The sequence below is a fragment of the Bradyrhizobium sp. T-1 genome (genome assembly GCF_053592855.1).
This window is the reverse complement of record NZ_CM132115.1, coordinates 7,019,326-7,035,968: the sequence shown is the minus strand read 5'-3', so window position 1 is coordinate 7,035,968 and position 16,643 is coordinate 7,019,326. Positions and strand designations below refer to the sequence as shown.

The 16,643-nt window shown below is 64.7% G+C and carries 17 protein-coding genes; 7 read left to right on the top strand and 10 right to left on the bottom strand.

Going from position 1 to position 16,643, the window contains the following annotated elements:
• Window positions 1-13 precede the first annotated feature (13 nt).
• The 5 genes from ACWAT4_RS33575 to ACWAT4_RS33555 all read right to left on the bottom strand — a co-directional run bounded on the left by ACWAT4_RS33575 (window position 14) and on the right by ACWAT4_RS33555 (window position 4,059).
• A complete protein-coding gene (locus tag ACWAT4_RS33575) occupies window positions 14-469 on the bottom strand; it encodes a cupredoxin domain-containing protein (RefSeq protein ID WP_449729113.1) in 456 nt (151 codons plus the stop codon).
• A 32-nt stretch (window positions 470-501) separates the two neighbouring features.
• A complete protein-coding gene (locus ACWAT4_RS33570; RefSeq protein WP_212300009.1) occupies window positions 502-1,833 on the bottom strand; it encodes a multicopper oxidase family protein in 1,332 nt (443 codons plus the stop codon).
• Window positions 1,834-1,846: 13 nt separating this feature from the next.
• Window positions 1,847-3,271, bottom strand: a complete 1,425-nt coding sequence (locus ACWAT4_RS33565) for a TolC family protein (protein ID WP_449729112.1) — start codon at window positions 3,269-3,271, stop codon at window positions 1,847-1,849.
• Window positions 3,272-3,280: 9 nt separating this feature from the next.
• Window positions 3,281-3,565, bottom strand: coding sequence for a hypothetical protein (locus ACWAT4_RS33560; protein ID WP_449729111.1), 285 nt, complete (start codon window positions 3,563-3,565; stop codon window positions 3,281-3,283).
• Window positions 3,566-3,642: 77 nt separating this feature from the next.
• The gene (locus ACWAT4_RS33555) at window positions 3,643-4,059 is read right to left on the bottom strand and encodes a hypothetical protein (protein ID WP_212300006.1); all 417 of its coding nucleotides are present in this window, start codon (window positions 4,057-4,059) and stop codon (window positions 3,643-3,645) included.
• Between the two features lie 150 nt (window positions 4,060-4,209).
• Here ACWAT4_RS33555 and ACWAT4_RS33550 point away from each other — a divergent pair, with 150 nt between their 5' ends.
• A complete protein-coding gene (locus ACWAT4_RS33550) occupies window positions 4,210-5,475 on the top strand; it encodes an MFS transporter (RefSeq protein WP_449729110.1) in 1,266 nt (421 codons plus the stop codon).
• Window positions 5,476-5,530: 55 nt separating this feature from the next.
• The gene (gene lspA, locus ACWAT4_RS33545; protein ID WP_449729109.1) at window positions 5,531-6,019 is read left to right on the top strand and encodes a signal peptidase II; all 489 of its coding nucleotides are present in this window, start codon (window positions 5,531-5,533) and stop codon (window positions 6,017-6,019) included.
• On the opposite strand, the gene ACWAT4_RS33540 is transcribed toward lspA, so the two are convergent.
• Window positions 6,016-6,423, bottom strand: coding sequence for a DUF4864 domain-containing protein (locus tag ACWAT4_RS33540; protein WP_212300003.1), 408 nt, complete (start codon window positions 6,421-6,423; stop codon window positions 6,016-6,018). The two genes, lspA and ACWAT4_RS33540, sit on opposite strands and share 4 nt — an antisense overlap.
• A gap of 66 nt (window positions 6,424-6,489) precedes the next feature.
• Window positions 6,490-7,128: a TetR/AcrR family transcriptional regulator gene (locus ACWAT4_RS33535; RefSeq protein WP_212300294.1), complete on the bottom strand. Its 639-nt coding sequence runs from the start codon at window positions 7,126-7,128 to the stop codon at window positions 6,490-6,492.
• A 240-nt stretch (window positions 7,129-7,368) separates the two neighbouring features.
• Here ACWAT4_RS33535 and ACWAT4_RS33530 point away from each other — a divergent pair, with 240 nt between their 5' ends.
• From ACWAT4_RS33530 to ACWAT4_RS33520, 3 genes are read left to right on the top strand one after another with little or no spacing between them, the layout of a single operon-like run.
• The gene (locus ACWAT4_RS33530; protein ID WP_212300002.1) at window positions 7,369-7,866 is read left to right on the top strand and encodes a (2Fe-2S)-binding protein; all 498 of its coding nucleotides are present in this window, start codon (window positions 7,369-7,371) and stop codon (window positions 7,864-7,866) included.
• Window positions 7,863-8,915, top strand: coding sequence for an FAD binding domain-containing protein (locus ACWAT4_RS33525; RefSeq protein ID WP_212446042.1), 1,053 nt, complete (start codon window positions 7,863-7,865; stop codon window positions 8,913-8,915). Before ACWAT4_RS33530 ends, ACWAT4_RS33525 begins: the two co-directional genes overlap by 4 nt.
• Window positions 8,908-11,169, top strand: a complete 2,262-nt coding sequence (locus tag ACWAT4_RS33520) for a xanthine dehydrogenase family protein molybdopterin-binding subunit (protein ID WP_449729108.1) — start codon at window positions 8,908-8,910, stop codon at window positions 11,167-11,169. Before ACWAT4_RS33525 ends, ACWAT4_RS33520 begins: the two co-directional genes overlap by 8 nt.
• Before the next feature lie 12 nt (window positions 11,170-11,181).
• Here the strand turns inward: ACWAT4_RS33520 and ACWAT4_RS33515 are convergent, their stop codons facing one another.
• The 3 genes from ACWAT4_RS33515 to ACWAT4_RS33505 form a co-directional block, all read right to left on the bottom strand.
• The gene (locus tag ACWAT4_RS33515; RefSeq protein ID WP_449729107.1) at window positions 11,182-12,693 is read right to left on the bottom strand and encodes a lysozyme inhibitor LprI family protein; all 1,512 of its coding nucleotides are present in this window, start codon (window positions 12,691-12,693) and stop codon (window positions 11,182-11,184) included.
• A gap of 104 nt (window positions 12,694-12,797) precedes the next feature.
• Window positions 12,798-12,950 carry a hypothetical protein gene (locus ACWAT4_RS33510; protein WP_212299997.1) on the bottom strand — a complete coding sequence of 51 codons (153 nt, stop codon included), beginning with the start codon at window positions 12,948-12,950 and terminating at the stop codon, window positions 12,798-12,800.
• A gap of 187 nt (window positions 12,951-13,137) precedes the next feature.
• The gene (locus tag ACWAT4_RS33505; RefSeq protein ID WP_018646206.1) at window positions 13,138-13,686 is read right to left on the bottom strand and encodes a cupin domain-containing protein; all 549 of its coding nucleotides are present in this window, start codon (window positions 13,684-13,686) and stop codon (window positions 13,138-13,140) included.
• 149 nt (window positions 13,687-13,835) lie between these two features.
• Between ACWAT4_RS33505 and aptA the strand changes: the two genes are divergently transcribed.
• Together aptA and ACWAT4_RS33495 are read left to right on the top strand one after the other, a co-directional pair.
• Window positions 13,836-15,164 carry an omega-aminotransferase AptA gene (aptA, locus tag ACWAT4_RS33500; RefSeq protein ID WP_212299996.1) on the top strand — a complete coding sequence of 443 codons (1,329 nt, stop codon included), beginning with the start codon at window positions 13,836-13,838 and terminating at the stop codon, window positions 15,162-15,164.
• 66 nt (window positions 15,165-15,230) lie between these two features.
• Entirely contained in the window at window positions 15,231-16,496 is a 1,266-nt protein-coding gene (locus tag ACWAT4_RS33495) for a D-amino acid dehydrogenase (RefSeq protein ID WP_449729106.1), read from the top strand.
• The last annotated feature ends 147 nt before the right edge of the window (window positions 16,497-16,643 follow it).

Genomic DNA, 16,643 nt, shown 5'->3' with positions numbered 1-16,643 from the left:
AGAGTCTCCATTGCTATTTCACGGTGACGTGGCCGACCATGCCGTAGTCGCGATGGTCCGGGATCAGGCAGGAAAATTCGAAGGTGCCGGCCTTGGTGAACTTCCAGACGATCTCGGCCGTCTTGTTCGGCGCCAGCCGCACCCCGTTCGGATCGTCGTGCTCCATATGCGGGTGCTTCTTCATCACCTCGGCATGCGCGAGATTCTCCTTTGTGGTGGCGAGCAGGAATTCGTGATCCTCCCTGCCGACATTGCGCAGCACGAAGCGGATCTGCTCGCCGCGCTTGACCGTGACGGCCGACGGCTCATAGGCCATCTCGCTCAACGCGATCTCGATGGTGCGAGCGGGCTTGTTGGGATCGCCGGGTTCGCCGGCCGAGAAGCCGTGATGGTCGTGTCCCTCGTGCGCGAGCGCAGGCGCGATCGAAAGCGCAGCCAGCGCGAAGGCAAGTTTGATCGTCGTTTTCATCTTATTCTCCAGTTGGTGGTTCATCGAAACGCTCACATCTTCATTTTGTGCGCCGGTGCGGCCGGCTGCCGCGCAGGCTCCGTCGCGGGCGAGGCGACCTCGTAGGCGACGGTACCTTTCGGGAATTGATAGGGGCCGGGATCGCGGTAATCGCCGCGCGCGAGGTCCTCGCGGATCTTCATCACCGTGAACATGCCACCCATCTCGATCGGACCGAACTGGCCGGCGCCGCTCATCATCGGCAGCGTGTTGTCGGGCGCGGGCATCTCCATGTTGCCCATCGCCATGCCTGATTGCCCCATCACCATGGCGTCGGGCGCGAGCTTGCCGACGGCCTTGGCGAGATCCTTGCGCGACACGCCGATCATGTTGCGCATGTCGTGGCCCATCGCATTCATGGTGTGGTGCGATTTGTGGCAGTGGAATGCCCAGTCGCCGGGATTGTCGGCGAGGACGTCGAACACACGGACCGCGCCGACAGGAACGTCGGTCGTCGTCTCCGGATATTGGGCGCTCTCCGGAATCCAGCCACCGTCGGTGCAGGTCACGGCGAAGCTGTGGCCATGCAGATGGATCGGATGGTTGGTCATGCTGAGATTGCCGATGCGCACGCGCACCTTGTCGCCGAGCCGCACTGGCAGCGGATCGATGCCGGGGAACACCCGTGCATTCCAGGTCCACATGTTGAAATCGGTCATCTCGTTGACCCGGGGCAGATACGTGCCGGGATCGATGCGGTAGGTGCTCATCACGAAGACGAAGTCGCGGTCGACGGGCCTGAAGTTCGGATCGCGCGGGTGCACGATAACCATGCCCATCATCCCCATCGCCATCTGCACCATTTCGTCGGAATGGGGGTGGTACATGAAGGTCCCGCTCTTCTTCATCTCGAACTCGTAGACGAAGGTCTTGCCGGGCTGGATGTGCGGCTGGGTCAACCCGCCGACACCGTCCATGCCGCTCGGAATGATCATGCCGTGCCAATGCACGGTGGTGTATTCGGGCAGGCGGTTGGTGACGAAGATGCGGACCTTGTCGCCCTCGACGGCCTCGATGGTCGGGCCCGGCGACTGGCCGTTGTAGCCCCATAGATTCACCTTCATGCCTTCGGCGAATTCGCGCACCACGGGCTCGGCGACGAGATGGAATTCCTTCCAGTCGCCGTTCATGCGGAACGGCAGCGTCCAGCCATTCAGGGTGACGACGGGGCGGTAGTCTGGACCGCTTGCCGGGTGCAGCGGCGGCTGCATCACGGCCTTGTCCATATGCGGCGCCTCCGGAATCGATGCTGCCTGCACGCGACCGCTGACGGCTGAGGCGCTGACGAGCGCGGCGGTCCCCAAAAATCCTCGACGGGAAAACATGCTTATCTCCATGTCAGTGACCGCCATCGGCAGGTGCTGCCGCGGCGATGTTGGTCGGATTGTCGCCGCCGGAAACAGGCGCGCCGCCGCCATTGACGGCAGTCTGCAGCTCGGATTGGGCGAGGAAGAAGTTTTGCCGGGCGTCGATCGCACCGCGCAGCGAGGCGAGGCGCTGCCGTGCCTCGGTCAGGAGCGCGAAGATGTCGACCTGCATGCTGGAGAAGCGCAACTGCATCTCCTCGGTGATGATCTTTCGCAACGGGATGATCTCGCGCTGGTAGTGGCTCGCGATGTCGTAGGTGGAGCGATAGACACGGTAGGCATCGCGAGCCTCCGAACGGACGTTCACGGCACGCTCGGTCAGGCGGTTGAAGGCGAGGTTGTAGGTCTCCGCTGTCTGCCGGGCCCGCACCTCGCCGCCGTCGAAGATCGGGATCTGGAACTGCACGTCGAAACCGCGCTCGCGGAACGGGGTGCCTTCAGGATCCTGGGTCCGGCGAGAGATGCCGGCGAGGTCGAGCAGCGTCACGAAGCGCGTCGCCTCGGTGAGGTTCAGCGACTTTGCCAGGGCGGTCAGCTCCAGCCGCGCGATCTGCAGGTCGATGCGGTGCGCGACGGCATCGGCCTCGATCGAGGGCAGGGCCTGCGGCCGGCGTGGCAGCGGCGGCAATGCGTTGGGCAGGCGGAAGTCGAGACCGTCGTCCCAAAGACCCATCAGTCGCGCCAGCTTTTCGCGCGCACTGGTCGCCGCTTGGCGCGCGGCGGCGAGATCGGCAGTGGTCTCGGCGTAAAACACCTGCTCGCGGGCCTGATCGAGCTTGTTCACCGAGCCGGTCTCGCCGAGCTTGACCGCGAGTTGCGCCGTCGATTCCGCCGTCGCCTTTGCATCCGTCAGCAGGGCCACCATTTCGTTTCCGGCGACCGCGCGGACGAAAGTGCGCCGCACATCGGCGGCGAGCCGCAGCGTCGCTAGCGCCGCGCGCAATTGCGCCTGGCGGAAGCGATCGCGCGCGATCTCGGATCGGAACGGCAGCGTGGCCAGCGCCAGGATATCGCCGACCACCTGCCGTTCGATTTCGCTGGCGCCATTGCCCGAGATGCGCGAGATCGAGAACACCGGATTGGGCGGCAGGCTCTGCTCGACCAGATCGGTCTCGGCCAGCGCCAGCTCGTTATAGGCCGCTTGCAGCCCCTTGTTGTTGAGCAGCGCGACCTGCACGGCGCTCTCTGCGGTCAGCGTCCGTGACAGCAACTGGCGAACGCGCGCATCGATCACGCCGGCTCCGTCGGCCGTTCGCACGAAGGCGACGTCCTTGTTGATGGTCTGGCTCGTCAAATCTGAGACCACCGTCATGCCGGTGTCGGGCGAGAACCCGGCGCAACCGGACAGGCCGAGCGCCACGAGAACGAACAGGCCCCGCGCAAAATGCTTTGCCATGGCGCGCTCCTATCGATCTTGCTTCGGCTGCGGCACAACGGCGTCGTTGCGCTCGCGCCATGGCGCCGGCGCCGCGGGCCGCAGGCTCGTATAAGGCGTGACGGTCGAGCGATAGCCGACAGGCGCGACCTTCGCCGCCGGATCGGCAGGATCGGCGGTGGTCACTTGAGGGGTTGCCGGCATGCAGCCGGACAACGCCAGCGCAATCGTGGCCAGCAGTGGCCGACAAAATCGAAAGTGTCGTCCACGCGCCGCAGATGCGACGGCAGACTTCGCCCTGGAAAGGGTCCGCATGAGTCATCCTTGATCTGTCTTGAGACCACAGGCTTGCGCGCGCAGATGCGCGCAAGTCCTGGCGTCGTTGCGTCAGATCAGGCGATGGGAGGGCGGTAGTGCTGGGGCGGCGCCGCGCTGTGCAGGCTGATCACGATCTCGGGCGCACAGGCGGAGATGGGCTGCAGCGGCTTTGCAACGCTCGGCAGATCAGCCGGCAGCGCGCTGACACACATCATTGCGCAGCATGGGCCAACGTGCCCCTTGCCGTCGTGATGCTGCGGACTGGGGGTGTCCTGCGCGGCCGCTTGGTGATGCGTATGATGCATCCCGGCGTGGTCATGCGGCATGTTCGCGTGCATGTGATTCGCCGGCACGACATCGTCGCCAAGGCACGGTGCGGGGCCGCTGCCCCAGGCGAGTGCTGCTGCCGGCGCGAGCACGCAGAACAGATAGGCCAGCGCAACGAAGCGCCCCACCCTGATCCGCATCGATCGCGTCAATTGCAGCAACATTCCGACAGCAAGCTCTCCGCGCGGCATTGTTGCACACGCAGATTGCAAACTAATGGCAAAGCAGCGTTTCGCCAAGCTCCTTCTTACCGCAGTGCACCGCGCATGCCCATTATCGCAGCAGGGTGCTTGACCGCGAGGCGATCCGCGAACATGTTCCGCGCCGTGCACGCACCAAATCATCCAGGACAGAGACCGGCCTCCTTCTCCCCAGACTCCCGTCAGGCCTGGGTGCGACTCCTGCTCGCGCTGGTGATCGGCTCGATCGGCGCCGTCGGCATGTGGGCGGTTGTCGTCGTGATCCCCGTCGTACAGGCCGAATTTGCCGCCACGCGCGGCGCGGTGTCGTTGGCCTTCACGCTGATGATGTTCGGCTTCGGGCTCGGCGGCGTCATTGCCGGCAAGATCACCGACAAATTTGGCATTGTGCCGGCCATGGCGATCAGCATCGCCTTTCTCGGCGTCGCCAATACGCTGGCAGGACTATCGACCCAGCTCTGGCAGTTCGTGGCGGCCTACTTCCTGATCGGGCTCGGCACGTCGGCGACCTTTGCGCCATTGATGGCCGAGGCCTCGCACTGGTTCGAGCGCTATCGCGGGCTCGCCGTGACCATCGTCGCGAGCGGCAATTACGTCGCCGGCACGATGTGGCCGCCGATCGTCAGCGCGGGCATGGACAAGATCGGCTGGCGCTACACCCATATCGGCATCGCCTTCGTCTGCGTGGTCCTGATGTCGATCCTGGTACTGGTCCTGCGTGTGCAGATGGGCGACGACAAGGTTCGCAATCACGCCAATGCGCCGCCGCCACGGGTCGATCTCAAACTATCGACCAACACGCTGACGGTGCTGCTCTCGATCGCCAGCATCTCCTGCTGTGTCGCCATGGCGATGCCGCAGGTGCATATCGTCGCCTATTGCGGCGACCTCGGCTACGGCGTGGCGCGCGGCGCCGAGATGCTGTCGCTTATGATGGCCTGCGGCATCGTCAGCCGCATTGGCTCAGGCTACCTGGCCGACAAGATCGGCGGCATCCCGACATTGCTGATCGGGGCCGTGGCGCAGGGTTTCGCACTGGTTTTCTATCTTTTCTTCGACAGCCTCACGTCGCTGTATCTCATCTCCGCGATGTTCGGCCTGTTCCAGGGCGGCATCGTGCCGAGCTATGCCATCATCGTGCGCGAGGCGATGCCGGCCAGCGAAGCCGCAACCCGCGTCGGCGTCGTGATCTTCGCCTCCGTGTTCGGTATGTCCTTCGGTGGCTGGGTCTCCGGCGTCATCTTCGATGCCTCCGGCTCCTATGCAGCGGCCTTCGCAAACGGCGTGGCCTGGAACGCGCTCAATATCGGCATCGTCTTGACGTTGCTGATCCGCTCGCGCATGAACGCGACCAGGGCAGGGGCTGGCTTCGCGACCTGAAGTGCGCCTCCCGTCGGTGCGAGTCCGTATCGATGCAACCCGGAACATCTTGACCATGCCGCGGACGCCGTCACACCGCCGGATTTGGCTGATCGTTGCTGTTGCGCTGCTGGACCAGAGCACCAAGCAGTTCGTCGTCGGCTGGCTGGAGCCGGATCGCCCAGTGCTCGTGTTGTCGTCCACCGCACTGCCATCCATCGACTTCCTGCTGTCCTACAACAAGGGCGTCTCGTTCAGCTTCCTGCGGTTCGCCGGCGATGCCCAGCGCTGGCCCTTGGTTGGTCTGTCGCTTCTTGCGTGCGGACTGCTAGGCTGGTGGCTCCGCCGTGTACCGCCGCGCCAGCCGATCCTGGCAACGGGGCTGGCCCTGATCATTGGCGGCGCACTTGGCAACATGCTGGACCGCGCCCGCATCGGCTCGGTGATCGACTTCGTCCACCTCTCCTACCAGGCCTGGTCGTTCGCCATTTTCAACGTCGCCGACACGGCCATCACGTTGGGCGCCATCGCGACCGTGGTCTCCCTATGCTTTGAGGCAACCTAAACCGCCTGTCCTGCCTTCAGCAGCGAGCAGCCTGTGATCTTGTAGCTGCCATCTGCCTGCTGCTCGAGCGTGTAGAGCGCTTCCCAGGCTTCGCCATTGGCATCGACGATGTGAACGCGCTGGGCAACCGAGCTGCCTTCAGTCTTGCTGTCGCCGAACTCAAAACTCCTGTGGCGATAGACGGGTGCGTAGCCGTTTTGCACCATCGACATGAAGATGTCGGGCGCCGGGAAGATCTGCTTGATCGCCGGAGCGGCATAGGAATAGGCGGCTGTGGCATCGTCACGGACGAAGGCTTGCTCCTGGGCGCGGATCACGCCTTGCGCCGACGTGACATCGTCAGCGCGTGCGGCGAGGGAGCTGAAGCCAACAGTGAGAGCGACGACCAAAACTGCGATGCGCATGACAGGCTCCGCGTTGATGTGCCGGCGATACTGATCCTAGCATGACCATGAGTAAATACGGGCGTGCTATCGCTTCCGTTTCACGGCCGGTTTTGCAGGCTTGGCCGCGCGTGCCTTGGTCTTGCCGGCCGGCTGTACGCGCAATCCGTCTACGAACACGTCGAGCATCCGCAGCACCGAGGACTGCCAGCCGGGCTGATCGTGCATGTAGCACATGCCGAAGAACGCGCGCAGCAAGTCCTCGGGACTGATGTCGGCGCGCATCGCGCCGGCCGCGGCTGCGCGATCAAGCAGCGAGCCAATCGCCTTGGTCAGGCGCTCAAATGAGAAGGCATACAGCTCGGATCCGCTCTGCACTGCGAGTGCCAGGGCTGCCACCATGCCCTTCTTGGTGGCGACAAATTCGACACCTGACCGCAGCCAGCGCCTGAGCGCATCGACCGGGTCCTTGGCGTTCTTCAGCTGCTCGGCAAGCTCGCTGAGCTGTTCGACCTCGCGCCGGTAGACCGCTTCGAACAGATCCTCGCGCGTCGGAAAATGCCGATAGAGCGTGCCGATGCCGACGCCGGCGCGTTTGGCCACGGCCTCCAGGCTTGCCTCCGGGCCGCCCGCGTTGAATACGGCCTTGGCCGCCTCGAGCACGCGCTCGCGGTTACGCACGGCATCGGCGCGGGGCTTTCGGGTCTGGTCGGTGTGGTCGTCCATGCCGGCAATGTAGATCACGAATTGGTTAGATTGAACCCTTGGACGGCCGCATCGCGTTGTCTGCACACGGGCTTTTGACGAATTCCAAATATTTTTCGGCAGCCCTTGTTAAGCGGAGGGAGCCTCCGTATCTTCGCCCATGTGCCGACCCGGACCCCGTTCGGCGGCGCGATATCGACGGCGGCCACGGCGGTGGCGCGCCGGGCGATGAGCCATGTCCATATCTGATCGGAGCCTTGTATGAACCACTCCATCAGCCTCACCGTGAACGGTGCACGGCGCGACTTCGTCCTCGACGATCCCCGCGTCACGCTGCTCGATCTCTTGCGTGAGCGCCTTCATCTCACCGGAACCAAGAAGGGCTGCGACCGCGGTCAGTGCGGCGCCTGCACCATTCTCGTTGACGGCAAGCGCATCAATTCCTGCCTCGCGCTCGCCATCAGCCATGACGGAGCCGACATCCTCACCATCGAAGGCGTTGCGCGCGGCGACCAGCTTCATCCCGTGCAGGCCGCCTTCATCGCCCATGACGGCTTCCAGTGTGGCTTCTGCACGCCAGGCCAGATCATGAGCGCGATCGGCATGATGAACGAAGCCCAGGCCGGCAACGATCCCGAGCGTATCCGCGAATGCATGAGCGGCAATCTCTGCCGTTGCGGCGCCTATGCCGGCATCGTCGATGCCGTGCTCGAGGCGCAGGCCGGTGCCGACGAATCCAACCAGAGGCGCTCCGCATGAAACAGTTCGATTACGTCAGGCCCGCCACGGTCGCTGAAGCCGTTGCTGCCGCCGCCCAGCCGGGCACTATGTATCTTGCCGCCGGCACCAATCTGCTCGATCTCATGAAAGGCAACGTCAGCCGGCCGGATCGGCTGGTCGATGTCACCCATCTCGATGGGCTCGACCGGATCGAGCGCCTCGCCGATGGGTCGTTGCGCATCGGCGCGCTCGTCAGCAATGCCGACCTTGCGCATGACGTGGAGTTCGCGAAGGCCTATCCGGTCGTTGCCGAAGCGCTGCTCTCCGGCGCGTCGGCGCAGTTGCGCAATGCCGCGACCGTTGGCGGCAACCTCCTGCAGCGAACGCGTTGCGCGTACTTCTACGACACCGCCAGCCGCTGCAACAAGCGCGAGGCCGGGAGCGGCTGCGACGCCCGCGAAGGTGAGAACCGGGCGCATGCCGTACTCGGTTGGAGCGAGAGCTGCATTGCCACGCATCCGTCCGACTTCTGCGTACCATTGGTGGCGCTCGACGCCGTCGTCGAGATCGAAGGTAGAGGCGGTCGTCGTGAAATCGCGCTCGACGACCTGCATCGCCTGCCCGCCAATACGCCCGAGCGTGAATCCGCGCTGGAGCCCGGCGATCTGATCGTCGCGGTGCGTCTGCCGGCTGCCGCACCCGGCTTTGCCGCGCATGCACGCTATCTCAAGGTCCGCGAGCGGACGTCCTACGCCTTCGCCATCGTCTCCGCCGCGGCTGCGTTGCGGATCGAGAACGGTAAGGTCGCGGAAGCGCGGCTTGCGCTTGGCGGCGTTGCCGCAAAGCCGTGGCGCGCCCGGGCTGCGGAAGATGTTCTCAGAGGCGTCGCGCCAACGGTTGATGCTTTCCAGGAAGCCGCCTGGCGCGCGCTCGCTGATGCCAAGCCGTCCGGTGACAACGCTTACAAGATCGAGCTGGCACGTCGCATCGTCGTGCGGGCGCTGACACTTGCCGCAGCCGGTACCCCCGCGCGCATCCCCGCGCTGCCGGCCTCTCCCTTCGCGCCGTCTGGAGCTATCCATGCCTGAGCTCAATCTTACCAGCGCTCCTGCCCATCTCCGTCACGGCTCAAGCATCGGCCAGCCGCTGACCCGCCGCGACGGCGTGCTCAAAGTCAAAGGGCAGGCGACCTATGCCGCCGACAATCATCCGCCCGGCATGCTGTTCGCGGTCATTGCTGTATCCAGCATCGCGCGTGGCCGAGTGACCTCGCTCGATATCGCCGCCGCCAAGCGTCATCCCGGCGTCGTCGATGTCATGACGCCGGACCACAAGCCGCAGCTTGCGGTAGATCCGGAGATCAAGACCAATCCTTTCGTGTTCCGGATGGAGGTCTTGCAGAGCAGCGAGGTCCGTTACGCCAACCAGCCGATCGCCGTCGTGATCGCGGAAACGCTGGAGGCCGCGACGGAAGGCGCGGTGCTGCTGGCACCGCGCTATGAGACGTTGCCTGCGCTCGTTGGCCTCGATGCCGGCGAAAGTTTTGTGCCTCCGGTCGTCGGCGTCGGCAATCCCGCGGAAAATCACCGCGGCGATGTCGAGGCGGGTCTTGCCAGGGCCGACAAGCAGATTGATGCGATCTACGAGACCCCGCCGCAATATCACAATGCTATGGAGCCGCATGCGATCGTCGCCCACTGGGACGGTGACCATTTGTCGGTCGACATGCCGACCCAGGGCTTGATGCTGTCGCTCGGGCGCATCGCCGAACTGTTCGGCATCGCGCCCGACAAGATCCACATCCGCAGTCCGTTCCTCGGCGGCGGCTTCGGCTCCAAGGGACTGATGTCCGGTCCGCCGACCCTCGGCATCATGGCTGCCAAGCTGGTCGGCAAGCCCGTGAAGCTCGTGCTGCGGCGGGAGCAGATGTATGGCCCGGTCGGCCATCGGGCGCCGACGCGTCAGCGCTTGCGCATCGGCGCCGACGCCGAGGGGCGTCTGACCGCGCTCGATCATCACGCGCGGACCGTGTCGAGCATGTTCGACGACTTCTACGAGCCCGCTGCCGATGCGTCGCACACGCTCTACGCGGCGCGCGCGATCCGCACGTCGCACGATGCCGTGCGCGTCAACACCGGCACGCCGCTGTTCATGCGTGCGCCCGGCGAGGCGACAGGATCGATTGCACTGGAAAGTGCGATAGACGAGATGGCGTGGGCCTGCGGCATGGATCCGGTCGCCTTCCGTTTGCAAAACTATGCTGAAGTCGAGCCGATCACCGGAAAGCCGTTCTCCTCGAAAGCGCTGCGCGCCTGCTACGATCAAGGCGCGGAGCGTTTCGGCTGGGCGAAGCGCTCGCTCGAGCCGCGGCAGATGCGCGACGATTCCGGCCATCTGGTCGGCTGGGGCATGGGCACGGCGACCTTTCCGGCGCTGATGTTCCAGGCCGAAGCACGCGCCGCGATCCGACGTGACGGCACCGGCAGCATGGAGATCGGCGCGCACGACATGGGGCAGGGCGCATGGACCGCGCTCGCCCAGATCGCAGCCGATGCCGTCGGTCTCGACATCGATCGGGTCACGTTCAAGGCGGGCACGTCCGACCTTCCGGATGCAGGCATCGCCGGCGGCTCCGCGCACACGGCGACCGCGGGTGCTGCGATCCACAGCGCCGGCGCCGCCGTGATCGCGAAGCTTGCCGATCTCGCTACCAATGACGAGCGCTCGCCGCTGTTCGGCGCCGGCAATGCCGGGGTGATCGCGCGCGACGGCCGGTTGATCCGGCGCGATGATGGCAGCCGCAGCGAGACCTACACCGAGATCCTCGCCCGTGCGGGCGTGGCCGAGGTTGAGGCACGCGGCACCGGCGCGCCGAACCCTGCGGCGATGGACGAGTATGCCATGCACGCCCACGGCGCAGTGTTCGCGGAGGTCAAGGTCGATCCCGAACTCGGGCAAGTCCGGGTCATCCGCATGGTCGGAGCCTTCGCCGCCGGGCGCATCGTCAATCCGCACCTGGTTAAGAGCCAGCTGTTTGGCGGCATGATCTGGGGAATGTCCTTTGCGCTGCACGAGGAGGCGATTACGGACCGTCGCAGCGGCCGGATCATGAATGCCAATCTCGGCGAGTACCACATCCCCGTGAATGCCGACGTGCCGCCGCTCGACGTGATCACGGTCGAGGAGCATGATCCTCACGTGAATGCGCTGGGTATCAAGGGCGTCGGCGAGATCGGCATCACCGGCAGTGCCGGCGCGGTTGCGAACGCGGTCTGGCATGCGACCGGCGTGCGGGTGCGCCGTTTCCCGATCAGGATCGAGGAGCTGCTGACAGGGGTTTGAGCCGCTTGCTACTCAGCGTATCGAACCGCGCGGATTATCGATATCTTCCGACGGCTTGGCCGGAAACAGCCGTGCCGTCGAGGAAATCGTGATGTTGCGCTTGCATTTCGCCTCGTCGTCATTTTCGGTCTTGCCTTCACGCTTCCCGGCAAAGGCGTCGTCGAGCCGGTTGACGATGAGCGTGGCGTGGTCGCGTTCGAGCGTATCGGGGTTCTTGCCCTGGTCGCTCGCGCGGAACGCGCCGGCCTGGACCTTGCCGCTCATCTCGTAGTCGCAGCCGCCTTTCCAATCGGCCTGCGACCATTTCCAGCCCTGGGCATCGAGTGAGCCGTCCTTGTCGACGGTAATCTTGAGGATGGCATTGTAGGCCAGCCAGGTTCCGGCGAGACCGACGCGCTTGTCGTCAAAACCTTCAAGCAGCGCGATGCGTTCACGTTGCAGGCCGTTGAGGCGATCGCGTCCGAACACCGTGTAGTGCATCGCCGAGGTCTGCTTCTCCCACGCCGGATGCAGGAATTCAGGATATTGCAGGGCCTGGCTGCTCACCCAGTGGCGCTGGTCGTCTGTCAGCGCGCGCCGTGTTGCGTCGTCCAGGCGCGGCAGCAGCGCTTTCCATGCGCGGTTCAGCCGCTGGTCATTCGTCGCCAGATCCGGGTCGGCGCAGATTTCCTCGTCGGTGGCCGTCTCCGGTCGTGCGCAGTCGAAGGTCGGCGTCACGAAGCCGGTGTCGGTCTTGTCGGTCCCATCGCGGCTGGCGCGCGCGAAATAGGTGCCGGTCACCTGGCCGAGGCGATCGCAGTCCGGATCATTGAACGAAGACCATTTTTCTTCGGTTGCAAGGAGCACGACGCGCAAGGTGTCGCCCTGGCGTCGCAACTTGATCGAGACGGGATCGGCAGGTTTCGCGGCGCCATCGGATGGTTGCGCTGGTGTCGTGATGCCGCTGAGCCAGCCGTCCGGACGCGGCTTCACTGTCGTCTTGAGCTTGCAGCGCCAATGCTTGTCGTTGCCGTAGTCGGAGTTCAACTCCGCATCGAGGCGATAGGCGCCTGCCTCGACCGCAGTGACGTTAACTTCGCCGAGCGCGTTGGCCCAGGCGCCGGTCAGGCCACCGCGCCCGAAACCGCGCGCGAAGTCGTCGAGCACGGCGGCGCGCTTGCGGAGCGTGTCGGCCAGGTTCTCGCGCAGCTCGGCCTCGTCGGCCTCCTCCACGGTATAGGCGGCCTCCTGGACCATCTCGTTGAACCAGGCCTGATCGCGCTTGAGCAGGGGCCGGATGTTGGCCGGGGCCTTTGCCACCGTAGCCGCAAAGGTTCCATCGATCGCGGCGACCAGCTTGTCGTAGCCGGCTCCCTTGCAAAATTTGCTTGTGCCTTCGATCTTGCTGCCGTCAGAGTTCCGCGCGCAGAGCGCCATTGCCATCGGCCCATCGCTGCTGGCGCGCAGGAAATCATCCATCGCGTTGGCGGTGGCGGGACTCAGCAGCGCGGCTGCAAGCAGCGCGAGGCGCACTAGTGCGGACATGGGCAGCTCTTGGTCGAAGCAAACTCGGATCTGTTCCTTGGTCGCCTGCCGCGTCGCTCCGGTTCAGGAGGTCGCGGGGCGTCGCGCCCGCGCTGGTGACAAGGTCAGTTCATCATCCGGCGGAGAGCCTTGATCTGCGCTCTCTGCTTTTCGATGTATGCTTCGATAGCCTTGCGCAACTCGCGCGAGTGCAGCTTGTCGGCATCGCGCCGAACTTCGTCGAGCGCGGCTTCGGCATTGGCGAGCGTAATCTTCATCTGCGAGCTCTATGACGGAGCGGCCCCGGAGTGCCTAGGAGCCCGGGGCCATAACCTCAACACCTCTAAGGCAGGCTGCTCGGCTACGATTCGTAATATATTAGCGGTCTGGCCCGCAGAAATTGAGCTGGCTCAAGCACAGTAGGACGCCGGTGCTCCGTATGATTGCGGATGTCGCAGCCGCGCTTCAGAATGTCGGCGGGGTGCAGGCCGAGATCACTTCGCACGGCTTGCCGCCGACGCAGCGGAAGCGATGTGGTCGGCGGCTTTCGAAGTAATAGGCATCGCCGGGATTGAGAATGCGCCGCTCATCCTCGACGGTGACCTCGAGCTTGCCCGAGATGACGATACCGCCTTCCTCGCCGTCATGGACGAGATGCACGCGCCCGGTGTCGCTGCCGGGCTCGTAACGCTCCTTCAAGATCTGCAGGCTGCGGCCGAACAGATTGTCACCGACCTGCCGATAGGAGATCGGCTTCTTGCCGACCTCGGTCAGTTCTTCCGCGCGGTAGAAGATCTTGCGCCTCGACTCGGGCTCCAGCGCGAAGAACTCGGCGAGCCCCATCGGGATGCCATCGAGGATGCGCTTGAGCGCGCCGACCGACGGGTTCATCTGGTTGGATTCGATCAGCGAGATCGTCGAATTGGTGACCCCGGCGCGCTTGGCGAGCTCGCGTTGCGACAGCTTGTGGCGCGCCCGGATGAATCGCAGCCGTCCACCGATGTCGACGCTCATGCCTCTGGCCCCTGTTTCAGGTGTTGCGGATCGCGCAAATATGGACCGTCTGCCCTAGTAAAATCAATGGCTTGCAGGTCATCAGAAAAGGACTTGTTGCGCGATCGAGGCCGTGGCTCTGCTAGGCGGTCAGCAAAGGAGCGCGGCCCGTGACCCTTCATCAGATTCCGAACACTATCAAGACCGACTCGTTCTGGATGCCGTTCACGGCCAACCGGCAGTTCAAGAAGGCGCCGCGCCTGTTCTCCTCGGCCGAGGGCATGCACTATACCACTGTCGACGGACGCAAGGTGATCGATGGCTCTGCTGGCCTATGGTGCGTCAATGCCGGCCACGGCCGCAAGCAGATCGCCGCGGCAGTCGAGCGGCAGCTGATGACGCTGGATTTCGCGCCGACCTTCCAGATGGGGCACCCGCTGGCGTTCGATTTCGCCGAGCGTCTCGCAGAGATCGCGCCGAAGGGCCTCGACCGCATCTTCTTCACCAACTCCGGCTCTGAATCGGTCGACACTGCCCTGAAGATCGCGCTCGCCTATCATCGCGCCACCGGCCAGTCGAGCCGCACCCGCCTGATCGGCCGCGAGCGCGGCTATCACGGCGTCGGCTTCGGCGGTACTTCGGTCGGCGGCATGGTCGCCAACCGTCGCGCCTTTGCGACGTTGCTTCCTGGCGTCGATCACATCCGCCACACCCATGATCTCTCCCGTAACGCCTTCGCCAAGGATCAGCCGGAGCACGGCGCCGAGCTTGCTGACGATCTCGAGCGTCTGGTTGGTCTACATGGCGCCGAGACGATTGCCGCCGTCATCGTCGAGCCGGTGCCGGGCTCGACCGCAGTGCTGCCGCCGCCGAAGGGCTATCTGCAGCGGCTGCGCCAGATCTGCGACAAGCACGGCATCTTGCTGATCTTCGACGAGGTCATCACCGGCTTCGGTCGTCTCGGCACGCCGTTCGCCGCCAATTTCTTCGGCGTCACGCCGGACCTGATGACGACGGCCAAGGGCATCACCAACGGCACCATTCCCTGCGGTGCGGTGTTCGCCAGCCGCAAGGTGCATGACGGCATGATGGTCGGCCCGGAAAACCAGATGGAGCTGTTCCACGGCTACACCTATTCGGCGCATCCGACCGCCTGCGCCGCCGGTATCGCCACGCTCGACATCTATAAGGACGAAGGACTGCTCACGCGCGGCGCTTCGATCGCCGAATACTGGCGCGATGCGCTGCATTCGCTCAAGGGCCTGCCGAACGTCGTCGACATCCGCAATTGCGGCCTGATGGGCGCGGTCGAGCTGGCACCGCGTGACGGCGCCGTCGGCGCCCGCGGCTATGACGTCATGGTCGATTGCTTCAACACGGGCCTTTACCTGCGCATGAGTGGAGACAGCTTCGCGATGTCGCCTCCGCTCATCGTCGAGAAGAGCCATATCGACCAGATGGTCTCGATCCTCGGCGACGCCATCAAGAAGGTGGCTTGATAATTGCTCTCGCCGCTGCAGGGCCCTATCTTGCAGCGGCGTGATGCCGCGGGAGTTTGACGAAGCGTGAAAGTCTTGATCCTCGGCAGCGGTGTCATTGGTGTCACCTCTGCCTACTACCTCGCCCGTGCCGGCCATGAGGTGACGGTCGTCGACCGTCAGCCCGAACCGGCACTGGAGACCTCTTTTGCCAATGCCGGCGAAGTGTCGCCCGGCTACTCTTCGCCATGGGCCGGCCCTGGCGTGCCGGTGAAAGCGGTCAAGTGGCTCTTGATGAAGCACGGCCCGCTGGTGATCCGGCCGAACATCGATCCGGTGATGTGGGTCTGGCTGCTCAAGATGCTGCGCAACTGCACCAGCGCGCGCTACGCGGTCAACAAGAGCCGGATGATTCCGATTGCGGAATACAGCCGCGATTGCCTGCGTGCTCTGCGCCGCGACATCGGCATTCAATATGACGAACGCGCGCAGGGCACGCTGCAACTGTTTCGCTACCAGGCGCAGCTCGACGGCACCGGCGAGGACATCGCCGTGCTCAAGCAATATGGCGTGCCATTCGAGGTGCTGAGCCGGGAAGGCTGCATCGCGGTCGAGCCGGCGCTCGGCGGCGTGAAGGAAAAGTTCGCCGGCGGACTTCGCCTGCCGCAGGACGAGACCGGCGACTGCCACATGTTCACGCAGGCACTGGCCAAGCATGCCCAGGCGCTCGGCGTGCGCTTCATGTTCAACACCGGCATCGATCGCATCGTTACCGACGGCACGCGCGTCAGCGGCGTCGCGACGAGTGCCGGGCTGTTGCAGGCCGACAGCTATGTTCTCGCACTCGGCAGCTATTCGTCGCGAATGGCCGCGCCGCTCGGCATCTCGCTGCCGGTCTATCCGGTGAAGGGCTATTCGATCACGGTGCCGATCAAGGACGCCTCCGGCGCCCCGGAATCGACCGTGATGGACGAGAGCTACAAGGTCGCGATCACCCGCCTCGGCAATCGCATCCGCGTCGGCGGCACCGCGGAAATCTCGGGTTTCTCGACCAAGCTTTACAATGCACGCCGCGCCACGCTCGATCACTCCCTGACCGATCTGTTCCCGCGCGGAGGCGATCTCTCCAGGGCGACGTTCTGGAGCGGCCTGCGTCCGATGACGCCGGACGGCCCGCCCGTGATCGGCCCGACGCGCTACGCCAACCTCCACCTCAACACCGGCCACGGCACGCTCGGCTGGACCATGTCCTGCGGATCGGGGCGCGTGCTCGCGGACATGCTGTCGGGCAAGAAGCCGGATGTGGACGTGAGTGCGCTGTCGGTGGACCGGTATCAGCACCGATTTGGGTAAGCGTCTTTCCACGCATCTAAATCCTTCACCGTTACCTTGAGGTGGCCGCTTCTTCAGCGGCCCTCGAAGGGCGATGGCCCGGCTCTATCGGGGCCGTGCATCCTTCGAGGCTCCCCGTGGAACGCGTTGCGTCCCACGCCTCACACA